Origin of the sequence: Burkholderia sp. Bp9099, assembly GCF_003857805.1 — a bacterium.
Classification (GTDB): Bacteria; Pseudomonadota; Gammaproteobacteria; order Burkholderiales; family Burkholderiaceae; genus Burkholderia.
The window spans coordinates 46,420-58,222 of the sequence record NZ_QTPU01000026.1 but is presented as its reverse complement, the minus strand read 5'-3'; the positions used below and the strand labels follow the sequence as shown (position 1 = coordinate 58,222).

Annotated in this window: 9 protein-coding genes; all 9 read left to right on the top strand. The window is 66.3% G+C overall.

Annotation, left to right across the window (positions count from 1 at the left end; genetic code table 11):
• Positions 1–42 precede the first annotated feature (42 nt).
• The 9 genes from hutC to DIE17_RS27460 all read left to right on the top strand — a co-directional run bounded on the left by hutC (position 43) and on the right by DIE17_RS27460 (position 11,749).
• Positions 43–798, top strand: coding sequence for a histidine utilization repressor (hutC, locus tag DIE17_RS27500; RefSeq protein ID WP_124489578.1), 756 nt, complete (start codon positions 43–45; stop codon positions 796–798).
• A gap of 252 nt (positions 799–1,050) precedes the next feature.
• Complete coding sequence (locus DIE17_RS27495; RefSeq protein ID WP_124646501.1) at positions 1,051–4,554, top strand: adenylate/guanylate cyclase domain-containing protein; 3,504 nt, start codon at positions 1,051–1,053, stop codon at positions 4,552–4,554.
• Between the two features lie 93 nt (positions 4,555–4,647).
• Complete coding sequence (locus tag DIE17_RS27490; protein WP_124646502.1) at positions 4,648–5,697, top strand: patatin-like phospholipase family protein; 1,050 nt, start codon at positions 4,648–4,650, stop codon at positions 5,695–5,697.
• A gap of 21 nt (positions 5,698–5,718) precedes the next feature.
• Positions 5,719–6,381 (top strand): hypothetical protein, encoded by a 663-nt coding sequence (locus DIE17_RS27485; protein ID WP_260426294.1) that lies wholly within the window; start codon positions 5,719–5,721, stop codon positions 6,379–6,381.
• Between the two features lie 265 nt (positions 6,382–6,646).
• The gene (locus DIE17_RS27480) at positions 6,647–7,546 is read left to right on the top strand and encodes a LysR substrate-binding domain-containing protein (RefSeq protein WP_044845498.1); all 900 of its coding nucleotides are present in this window, start codon (positions 6,647–6,649) and stop codon (positions 7,544–7,546) included.
• A 162-nt stretch (positions 7,547–7,708) separates the two neighbouring features.
• Positions 7,709–8,458, top strand: a complete 750-nt coding sequence (locus DIE17_RS27475; protein ID WP_124646503.1) for an SDR family NAD(P)-dependent oxidoreductase — start codon at positions 7,709–7,711, stop codon at positions 8,456–8,458.
• Positions 8,459–8,532: 74 nt separating this feature from the next.
• Positions 8,533–9,858, top strand: a complete 1,326-nt coding sequence (locus tag DIE17_RS27470) for an MFS transporter (RefSeq protein WP_124522759.1) — start codon at positions 8,533–8,535, stop codon at positions 9,856–9,858.
• A 50-nt stretch (positions 9,859–9,908) separates the two neighbouring features.
• Positions 9,909–10,754, top strand: a complete 846-nt coding sequence (locus tag DIE17_RS27465; RefSeq protein WP_124646504.1) for a transketolase — start codon at positions 9,909–9,911, stop codon at positions 10,752–10,754.
• Positions 10,751–11,749, top strand: a complete 999-nt coding sequence (locus DIE17_RS27460) for a transketolase family protein (RefSeq protein WP_124646505.1) — start codon at positions 10,751–10,753, stop codon at positions 11,747–11,749. The genes DIE17_RS27465 and DIE17_RS27460 overlap by 4 nt, the downstream gene beginning before the upstream one ends.
• The last annotated feature ends 54 nt before the right edge of the window (positions 11,750–11,803 follow it).

The following is an 11,803-nucleotide window of genomic DNA, read 5'->3' as shown; positions in this document are numbered from 1 at the left end:
CGACGACGGGCGGATCATCATTATTCATTCGGTCGAGGGTGCATGAACGAGACGGAGCGACAACTTTCCGCACGACCGGCGAGGGCATCGGGCGAGGCCGTGCCGGCGCGCGCACTGCCGGCCTATCAACAGATCAAGCGCTACGTCGTCGAGCGGATCGCGAAGGGCGACTGGAAACCCGGCGGCGCGATCCCGACCGAGGCCGAGCTGGTCAAGGAATTCGGCGTGGCCCGGATGACGGTGTCGCGCGCGCTGCGCGAACTGACGAACGAACGCGTGCTGACCCGCATCCAGGGTGCCGGCACGTTCGTCGAGCGCCGGCATTACGAATCGACGGTCCTGGAGATCCGCAACATCGCGGACGAGATTGCGGAACGCGGGCATCGGCACAGCGCGCGCGTCGTGCTGATCGAGCGCAGCGTCGACCCGGATGCGATCGATGCGCTCGGGCTTCGCTCGGGGCCGGTGTTTCATTCGCGCATCGTGCATTTCGAGGAAGACGAGCCGATCCAGTTCGAGGATCGCTACGTCAATCCGGCGTTGTTTCCCGACTACCTGGAGCAGGATTTCACGATCGAGACGCCGAACCACTACATGGTGCGGCTCGCGCCGATCCAGCGCGCCGAGTTCCGGATCTATGCGGAGAAGCCCAATGCGCAGGTGCGCCGGCATCTCGTGATGGAAATCGGCGAGCCGTGCCTGGTGTTGAAGCGCCGCACCTGGGTCGGCGAGCACGTCGCGACGTCGGTGAGGCTGTGGCATCCGGCGTCGCGGTTTCACCTGGCGGGGAAAATGTAGGGACGCGGCGAGCGGCGCGGATCGAGCCGAGGCAATCGGCATGGATGTCCTGCGCGTCGGCGAATGATGCGGCCGCTGACTCGACCCGGCGAGTGACAATCGCGAAGAACGCGTCGTGCGGGCACCGGGCGCGCCCGTCGAACCGTTCGTACCTTCGCTCGTCGGCATGCGTACGCGCATTCACCGACCTGAATACCGGCAGAGAGTGGCGCATAATGTTTCGAGGTCGACCCTTGGCTGGAAGAGGGTTTTATGCGCTGCACAATTTGCGGATCGGAGAATCCTCCCGGTGCGGGGTTCTGCCAGGAATGTGGCGCCGTGCTGTCCCGCACCTGCCCGCAGTGCGGGCATGACGCAGGGCCGGCAGCCCGCTTCTGCAGCCATTGCGGTGCGCCGCTGGCGACACCTGCCGCCGCGGCGCCATCGTCCCGACCGCCGGCTCAAGCGCCGTCGCCCACCCCGATTCATTACACGCCCGATCATCTGGCCGAGCGCATCCGTGCCGAACACGCGGCGATGGAAGCGCGCGGCGAGCCCGCCGGCGAGCGCAAGACCGTTACCGCGCTGTTTGCCGACATGGCCGGGTCGACCGCGCTGATCCACGATCTCGATCCCGAAGTGGCGCATCGCCTGATCGTGCCGGTGGTCGAGCTGATGATGGAGGCGGTCCACTACTACGAAGGGTACGTCGCCAAATCGCTCGGCGACGGCATCCTCGCGCTGTTCGGCGCGCCGATCGCCCACGAGGACCATGCGCAGCGCGCGCTCTTCGCCGCATTGCGCATGCAGCAGGCGATGCGCCAGCACGGCGACCGGATTCGGCTGCAGGAGGGCATTCCTCTGCAGATTCGCGTCGGCGTGCATACCGGCGAGGTCGTCGTCCGTTCGATCCGCACCGACGACTTGCACACCGAATACGACCCGCTCGGGCATACGATCCACATCGCGTCGCGGATCGAGGGCATCGCCGCGCCCACGTCGATTCTCGTCAGCGAATCCACCCACAAGCTGGCCGAAGGCTATTTCGAGTTCAAGGCGCTCGGGGCCACGCAACTCAAGGGCATTCCCGCGCCGCTATGCGTCTACGAAGTGCTGGGGCTCGGTGCGTTGCGCACGCGCCTGCAGCTGGCGGCGCACCGTGGTCTCGCGCGGTTCGTCGGGCGCGAAACGGAACTGGAACACCTGAACCGGGCCCTGGAGACCATGCGGGCCGGGCACGGGCGCGTGGTCGGCGTGGTGGGCGAGGCCGGCGTCGGCAAGTCTCGCCTGTTCCACGAGTTCAAGGAGCGTTCACGGCGCGGCGCGCTGGTGCTGGAGACGTTTTCGGTATCGCACGGCAAGGCGTTTTCCAATTTGCCGCTGATCGAACTCCTGAAGAACTATTTCCAGATCACGCCGCAGGACGACGAGCGGCGCTGCCGGGAAAAGGTCATCGGCAAGGCGCTCGCGCTGGAGCGCGGTTTCGAGGACCTCGTGCCGTACGTCCTCTATCTGCTCGGCATCGGCGAGGGCGGCTCGGTGCTGGTCGAGATGGACCCGCAGATCCGGCGCGAGCGCACCTTCGACGCGATCAGGCAGCTGCTCGTGCGCGAGAGCCAGAATCAGCCGGTTCATTTGCTGTTCGAGGATCTGCAATGGCTGGATCGTGAAACGGAAGCATTCCTGAGTTATCTGATCGACCATGTGCCGGAGGCACGCATCCTGCTGTTGGTGAACTACCGGCCCGAGTATCGGCCGGCGTGGGCCGGCGCGGTTCATTGCAGCAGGATCCGGCTCGAGCCGCTCGGCCCGTCCGATGCGCAGGGGCTGCTCACGGCGCTGCTCGGCGAGGATCGCACGCTCGTGCCGCTGAAGCAGCTCATTCTGGAGAAGACGGAGGGCAATCCGTTCTTCATGGAGGAAGTGGTGCAGACGCTCGTCGAAGAGAAGTCGCTGCTCGGCGAGGCCGGGCGTTATCGCATCGTGGAGACGCCGGCGACGCTGCATATCCCAACCACCGTGCAGGGCGTGCTGGCTGCCCGGATCGATCGGCTTCCCGTCGAGGAAAAGGAACTGCTGCAGGCGCTTGCCGTGATCGGCCACGAGTTTCCGTTCAGCCTGATCCGGCGCATCTGCGGCGAGGTGGCGGTGCGGGACGACGAACTGCGTCGCCTGCTCGCGCATCTGGAAGCCGCGGAGTTCATCTACGAACGGCCCGCCTTTCCCGAGGTCAATTATTCGTTCAAGCACGCGCTGACCCAGGAAGTGGCCGGGCGCTCGTTGCTCACGGAGCGGCGCACCGCGCTGCACGAGCGCACCGCGCAGGCGATCGAGGTGCTGTTCCCGACGCGCATCGCCGATTACTGCAGCGAACTCGCGCATCACTACGGTCAGAGCGGCAACATTCCGAAGGCGGTCGAATACCTGCATCGTGCGGCCCAGCAGGCGCTGCGCCATGCGGCTCATCACGATGCGATGAATCACCTCGGCGCGGCGCTTGCGTTGCTGAAGGGCTTGCCGGACACACCGATGCGCGCGCATTGGGAACTGACGCTGCTGCTGTCCCTCGGGCCGGTCCTGATGGATGTGCGCGGGTATGGCGCGACGGAGGTGGGCGCCACCTATACGCGCGCGCTCGAGTTGTGCGAGCGCACGGGCGAGGTATCGCAACGCTTCGCGACGCAGCTGGGATTGCGGATGCACCACGTGGTGCGCGGCGAGTATGCGCTCGCGACCGACCTGGGCCGGCAGATGCTCGGTACGGCCCGCGATGCGAACGACCCCGGCTTTCTCATCGAGGCCCATAGCGCGCTGGGTTCGTGTTTCTTCCTGCAGGGCGATTTCACGGCCGCCCGCACCCACCTGGAACAGGCGATCGCGATCTACGATCCGGAGCAGCATCAGGCCCACGTGTTCGCGCACGGGGTCGATCCGGGCATCCGCGCGCTCAGTTTCCTGGTGTTGACCCTGTGGATCCAGGGGTATCCCGACCAGGCGCTCAGGCGCAGCGTCGAAGCACTGGCGCTCGCACGGCACCTTTCCTATGGGCCGTCCCTGGCGTTCAGCCTGACCTACACGGCACACCTGCATCAGCTGCGGCGCGAGCCGACGCTTGCCGCCGAGCGCGCGGAAGCGGTCATTGCCGTATCGACCGAGCACGGCTTGCCGTACTGGCTCGCATGGGGGACGCTCCTGCGGGGCTGGGCGATGAGCGCGCAAGGCAACATCCGGGACGGCATCGCGCAGATGCGGCTGGGCCTCGATGCGCAGCGGGCCGCCGGCGGCGAAGACCAGCGGCCCTATTCCCTCGCGCTGCTCGCCGACAGTTACTGGCGCGCGGGCGACCGGCGGGCAGCGCTGGACCTGCTGGAAGAGGCGACGACGCTCGTCGAGCAAACCGGTGAGCACTGCTTCGAGGCCGAGCTGTACCGGCTCACGGGCGTCTATCTGGCCGGCGGGGCGAGCGAGCAGGGGGCCGTCGCGGCGAGCGAAGAGGGGGCCGTCGCGGCGTGCGACGAAGGGGCGGTCGCGGCGCGCGACGACAAGGCCGCCGGCTGCTTTCACCGGGCGATCGAGCGCGCGCGCCGCCAGGGTGCCCGAGCGCTGGAATTGCGGGCGGCGTCGGACCTTGCGCGGCTGTTGCAGCGGCAGGGGAAAACCGTGGAGGCGAGGCGAGCGCTGTCCGAGGTGCTCGCCTGCTTCACGGAAGGTTTCGATACAAGCGACCTGCGCGACGCGAAAGCGCTGCTGGATGCATTGGACGCGCGCGCAGGATGAATGGAACAACGGCGCACGGCGACGGATCGCGTGACGACGTGCGCTCGATGACCTGCCGCTGCTCCGCCTGCGCGGAGCGCCGAGGAGACGGGCATGGCAACCACGCACGCAAGACGCGGCAACGATGGCCCGCGCAAACCGATTGCGCTCGCGTTGCAGGGCGGCGGAATGCACGGCGCCTTCACCTGGGGCGTGCTCGACCGCATGCTCGAAGACGGCCGGCTCGACATCGAAGGCGTCAGTGCAACCAGCGCCGGCGCGATGAACGCCGCGGTACTCGCATACGGGCTGCACAAGGGCGGCGAAGACGGCGCGCGTCAGGCACTCCACGACTTCTGGCACGCGGTCGCGCAATCGGCGGAGCGCTACAACCCGCTGCGCTGGATGCCCTGGCTGAAGGGCACCCACAGCTTCGGGCTCGATCATTCGCCGCTGTATGCGTTCGCCGACATGATGCTGCGGGTCTTTTCACCCTATCAGTTCAATCCGAACAACCTGAATCCGCTGCGCGAGGTGCTCGAAAGCCAGGTCGATTTCGACGCGCTGCGCAAGCACTGTCCGATCCGGCTGTACGTGTGCGCGACCAACGTCGAGACGGGGAAGATCCGCCTGTTCACCGGAGCGGACCTCAGTGCCGACGCGGTGCTGGCATCGGCATGCGTGCCGACCCTGTTCCAGGCGGTCTCGATCGACGGCGAGTACTACTGGGATGGCGGGTACATGGGCAATCCGGCCATCTATCCGCTCATCTACAACTGCGCGACGCGCGACGTCGTGATCGTGCACATCAATCCGCTCGTGCGTCGCGGCGTGCCGATCACCGCCGCGGAAATCCTCAACCGGATCAGCGAGATCAGTTTCAATTCGTCGCTGATGCGCGAGATGCGGGCGATCGCGTTCGTCACCGACCTGATCCAGCAAGGCACGATACAACGCGGCGAGATGAAGGAAATGCTGATTCATTCCATTCGCGCCGACGATGCGCTGTCCGCGCTGAGCGTATCGAGCAAGTACAACGCGGATTGGACATTTCTGAGCGAACTGCATGACCACGGGCGACGCGAAGCGGATGCGTGGCTCGCGCATCACTACGGAAACATCGGGCAGCGCTCAAGCATCGACATCCGCAGGGAATTTCTCTGAGCGCATCGCAGTCATGTCGGCATGGGGCGATTCCGCGCGGACGCCCCGGTCCAAGGAGCGAACGTGAACCGGATGCAGGCGCGGTTCGTCGCGTTGTGGTCGTGCAGCGGCGGGACCCATGCCGAGGAGGTCTATCGCAGGCTCGCGCAATGCTACGCGGAGCCGGTGCGCCATTACCATACGCTCGTGCATGTACGGCGATGCCTGCGTCATCTCGACCTGGCGCGCGACGCGATTCCCGCGCCGGACGCCGTCGAACTCGCGCTCTGGTTCCATGACGTGATTTTCGTGCCCGGCGCGAAGGACAACGAGCAGCGTAGCGCGGACTGGTTCCGGCACCAGGCCGGGGGGCGAATCCGCGCCTGCGACCCCGTCTGCGCGATGATCCTCGCGACGACCCACGCGGGCATTGCCGCGCAACCGGATACCCGCTTCACGTGCGACATCGACCTGGCCGCGCTCGGCGCTTCCCGCAGCCGGTTTCGCGAAGACGGCCGGCGTTTGCGGGCAGAGCGTCCCGATCTCGACGACCGGGCCTACGATTTTCATGAGCGGACCATTCTGCGCGGGCTGCTCGTGCGTCCGCGCATCTATCTGACGGAATTCTTCTACGCGCGCTGCGAGAGGCAGGCGCGCAGGAACCTGAGCTGGCGGCTGGGGTTGCCGGTTCCTGCATCGGAATGACGAACCGTTGCGCCGACGCGATGATCGATCGAAGCGGTGCCCGGGCGCCAGGGCAACCTGACCCGACAGGGCCGCCGCGCGTGCGTCGCGCGCCAAGGGAACCGGTGCGCGCCCGCCGGTCGGGACCACGTTGCAGCGAACGGCGGCCCTCGGGCACTCTAGAATTGGCATGTAACGTATTGCAGTGGCCTGGCCCGGACGATTGTCCAGGTGTCGTTTCGATATCGCTTTGCCAGGCGATCTGCTCATTCCAACGGATACCAACATGCGCATCCCGCCGCTCAAGGCAATCATCGCGTTCGAAAGTGTCGCCCGGACCAAAAGCGTCAATCGTGCCGCGGAAGAACTGGGCCTGACCGCGTCCGCCGTGAGTCACCAGCTCAGCAACCTCGAATCGCAGATCGGCCAGCCGCTGTTCCAGCGATCAGGGCGCGGGCTCGTCCTCACGCCGACCGGCGAGCGCTATCTGGCGGACGTCACCGGCTCGCTGGCCGACCTGAGCCGCGCCACCGAGCGCGCGTCGAGCCGCGCCGAGGTCGATATCCTGCGCGTGCATTCGAGCCCGAGCTTCGGGCTGATGTGGCTGTTGCCGCGGCTGTCGTCGTTTCAGGAAGCGAACGGCGATATCCAGCTGAACCTGGCGTGTTCTTACGAAAACGTATCGTTCTCGAACGGCTTCTACGATATCGACGTCCGCCACGGCTACGGCAACTGGGACAACCTCGAGGTGAAGACGATGCGCGGCGAGTTCATCGCGCCGCTCGCGTCGCCGCAATACCTCGAACGGCATCCGGTGAACGCACCGGAAGACCTCCTCGCGCATCGGCTGATCTATTCCGAAACGCCGCTCGTGCAGTGGAAGCAGTGGTTCGGCCGGGCCGGCGTATCGCTCGCGGCCCGCAAGACCTTCGACTTTTCGTTCGACCGGTCGTACATGTCGCTCGAAACCGCCGCGCTCGGCCTCGGCATCGCGCTCGAAAGCCTGATGCTCGCGTCGGTGAAGATTCGCGAAGGCGCGCTGGTGCCCGTGTTCGACGAGACGCATGCGGTGGAAGTCGGTGCGCATCATCTCGTTTACCCGCGGCAGAACGCGGAACTGCCTCGCGTGAAACGCTTCCTTGCGTGGATCGAGCGGGAAGTCGCGGCGCAGCGCCGCGCGAACTGAGCGTCGCGCGTCCGGGCCGCGTGCAATATTGCGTTGCAGCACGCCGTGACGGCCCGCGCGGCGTCATCTGAAATTTTCTCAACCATGCCTGAGCGTTTCCGCGTTGATGCGGGTGTCCGGCGAGCCGACACTCTGCACACACATCAACACAGGAGACGAACGATGTTGCTCGACAACAGGACCATCATCGTGACCGGCGCGGCATCGCCGCGCGGTATCGGCAAGGCCACGGCCCGCACGCTGGCCGCCCAGGGCGCGCGCGTGGCGATTCTCGACCTGCGTCGCGAGGACGCCGAAGCGGCCGCCGCCGAGCTCGGGCCCGACCACCTCGGCCTGGCCTGCGACGTGACCGATCGCGACGCGTGCGTGGCCGCGGCCCGCGCGACGCTGGCGCGTTATGGCCGTATCGACGGCCTCGTGAACAACGCCGGCATCACGCAGCCGGTGCGCACGCTGGACATTTCCGGGCGCGACTTCGATGCGATCGTCGACGTGAACCTGCGGGGCACGCTGTACATGTCGCAGGCGGTGCTGCCGGCGATGAAGGAGCAGCGCGGCGGCAGCATCGTGTGCATGTCGTCGGTGTCCGCGCAGCGCGGCGGCGGCATCTTCGGCGGCCCGCACTACAGCGCCGCGAAGGCCGGCGTGCTCGGCCTCGCGAAGGCGATGGCGCGCGAATTCGGCGCCGACCGTATCCGCATCAGTTCGATCACGCCGGGCCTGATCCAGACCGACATCACCGGCGACAAGCTGACGCCCGACATGCGCGAGGAGATCGTCAAGGGCATTCCGCTCGGCCGCCTCGGCGATGCCGCCGATGTCGCCAATGCGTGCCTGTTCCTGCTGAGCGACCTGTCGAGCTACCTGACGGGCATCACGCTGGACGTCAACGGCGGGATGCTGATTCACTGAGAACGGCGCCGCGACACGCGCGGCGCCGACCATCATGCACCCGGGACAACCCGGGGCCATGGCAGGAGACAAAGATGAGAGCAAAGTACCCCGCCTCGCCGGTTCAGGGCGAGCTGCTGCAACGGGACGACGCGCAGACGTTCGAAGCGGCGACCTATGCGAAGGTCGCGCGACGGCTGATCCCGTTCCTGATGTTGTGCTATCTCGGTGCGTATCTCGACCGCGTCAACGTCGGCTTCGCGAAACTGCAGATGCTCAACGACCTGCGTTTCAGCGAGACCGTGTACGGGATGGGCGCAGGCATTTTCTTTCTCGGCTACTTTCTGTTCGAAGTACCGAGCAACCTGATCCTGCATCGCGTCGGCGCGCGCCGCTGGCTCGCGCGCATCATGCTGACGTGGGCCGTGATTTCCGCGAGCTTCGTGTTCGTGAAGTCGCCCGCCGCGTTCTACGTGCTGCGGTTCCTGCTCGGCGTCGCCGAAGCGGGCTTCGCGCCGGGCGTGATCCTGTACCTCACGTACTGGTTCCCGTCGGCACGTCGTGCCAAGGCACTGTCGCTGTTCTTCATGGCGATTCCGCTGGCGGGGATCATCGGCGGCCCGCTGTCGGGCGCGATCATGCATTCGCTGCACGGCGCGATGTCGATGGCGGGCTGGAAGTGGTTGTTCCTGCTCGAAGCGTTGCCTTCGTTCGTGCTGGGCTTTGCGATCCTGCTGTATCTCGATGACGGCATTGCCGGCGCGAAATGGCTGACCGATGCCGAAAAAGCCTTGCTGGCGCGCAACGTGTCGGCCGACGCCGAGCACACGACCGCCCACCTGTCGATTCGTGCGTTCGTCGCCGACCGCCGCCTGTGGTTGATGGCCGCGATCTACTTCTGCGTCGTGCTCGGCCAGTACGGCCTCACGTTCTGGCTGCCCACGATCATTCGCAAGGCCGGCGTCGCCGATCCGCTGTGGGTCGGCCTGTTCACCGCGATTCCGTATGCGTGCGCGATCGTCGCGCTGCCGCTGATCGGCATGAGCGCGGATCGCCGCCGCGAGCGTCGCTTCCATCTCGCGGTGCCGATGCTGATCGCGGCGGCGGGCTTCGCGACGTTGCCGATGCTCGGCAGTGTCGGCGCGTCGATCGTGTGCCTGAGCATTGCGTCCGCCGGCATTCTCGCGTCGTCGTCGCAATTCTGGTCGCTGCCCACGGCGCTGCTCGGCGGGATGTCGGCGGCGGCGGGCATCGCCGCGGTCAACTGCTTTGCGAACCTCGCGGGCTTCTTCTCGCCGGCGATCGTCGGCTGGCTGAACGACCTGACCGGCAAGTCCACCGCCGGACTCCTCTTCATCTCCGTCGCGATTACGTTCGGCGCGCTGCTGGTGTTCCTCGTGCCGCGCTCCGTCAATCGCTGATCACCGCCGATTCGACCTGCATGCCTTCCGATCCAATACTGGAGCCAACGATGGATACCGAAACCATTCATGAAGCGGTCACGCTCGCCGAGCGCGCGTACCGCATCCGCAGAAACGCCGTGCTGATGGGCGAAGTCCAGGGGCAGGGTTATGTCGGCCAGGCGCTCGACATCGCCGACGTGCTGGCCGTCGCGTATTTCGGCGCGATGCGCTATCGCCCCGACGATCCCGAGTGGGAAGGGCGCGACCGCTTCCTGCTGTCGAACGGCCACTATGCGATCGCGCTGTACGCGGCGCTGTTCGAAGCCGGCATCCTGCCGGCCGAGGAACTCGAAACCTACGGCAGCGACGACAGCCGTTTGCCGATGTCCGGGATGGCGAGCTACACGCCCGGCATGGAGATGTCCGGCGGTTCGCTCGGCCAGGGCCTGACGATCGCGGTCGGCCGTTGTCTCGGGCTCAAGCGCAACGGCTCGGACGCGTTCGTCTATACGCTCTTTTCGGACGGCGAGCTCGACGAAGGCGCGATCTGGGAAGGGCTGATGTCGGCCGCGCACTGGAAGCTCGACAACCTGATCGCGATCGTCGACGTGAACAACCAGCAGGCCGATGGCCCGTCGACGCAAGTCATGGCGTTCGAGCCTCTGGTCGACAAGCTCGAAGCATTCGGCTGGTATACGCAGCGAGTCGACGGCAACGATATCGACGCGGTAAAGCGCGCGTTCGACAACGCGCGCCGACATGACAGGCCGCAGCCGCGGATCATCGTCTGCGACACGAAGATGGGGTGCGGCGTGCCGTTCCTCGAAGCACGCGAGAAGAGCCATTTCATCCGCGTCGATGCGCACGAGTGGAAGCTCGCGCTCGACGCACTCGAAGCAGGGAGACACGCATGAGCACCGTCGACAACAAGCCGCGCCTGAAGACTTCCGCGATGATCGCGTCCATCGCGGCCGAGGGGCAGGCGACCCGCGCCGCGCCGTTCGGCCATGCGCTCGCGAAGCTCGCGCGCACGAACGGCAACGTGATCGGCATGACGGCCGATCTCGGCAAGTACACCGACCTGCACATTTTCGCGAAGGAATTTCCCGAGCGTTACTACCAGATGGGCATGGCCGAGCAACTGCTGATGGGCGCCGCCGCCGGCTTCGCGCACGAAGGCGCGCAGCCGTTCGTCACGACCTATGCGGTATTCGCGACGCGCCGCGCGTACGACTTCATCCATCAGGCGATCGCCGAGGACAATCTCGACGTGAAGCTGGTGTGTGCATTGCCGGGCCTCACGACCGGTTACGGGCCGAGCCATCAGGCGGCCGAGGATCTGGCGCTGATGCGCGCGATGCCGAACATGACCGTGATCGATCCGTGCGACGCGCTGGACATCGAGCAGATGGTGCCGGCGATTGCCGCGCACAAGGGGCCGGTATACGCGCGCCTGCTGCGCGGTAACGTGCCGGCCGTGCTCGACGAATACGATTACCGTTTCGAACTCGGCAAGGCGAAGCTGCTGCGCGACGGCAACGACGTGCTGCTGATCTCGTCCGGGATCATGACGATGCGTTCGCTCGAGGTCGCGAAGGCGCTTGAAGCCGACCGCATCGATGCAGCCGTGCTGCACGTCCCGACGATCAAGCCGCTCGATACGGCGACCATCGTTCGGGAGGCGTCGCGCAAGGGGCGCATGGTGATCGTCGCCGAGAACCATACGGTGATCGGCGGACTCGGCGAAGCGGTGGCGACTGCCTTGCTTGCGGCCGGCGTCGCGGCGCCGTTCCGGCAGATCGCGCTGCCGGATGCGTACCTCGCCGCGGGCGCGTTGCCGACGCTGCACGATCGTTACGGGATCTCGGCCGGCGCGATGCGGGCGAATATCAGGACGTGGCTCGGTTGATCGTTTCAAAGCACCGCGGCCCGCTCGGCGGGGGGAGGCATTCCCTCCACAAGC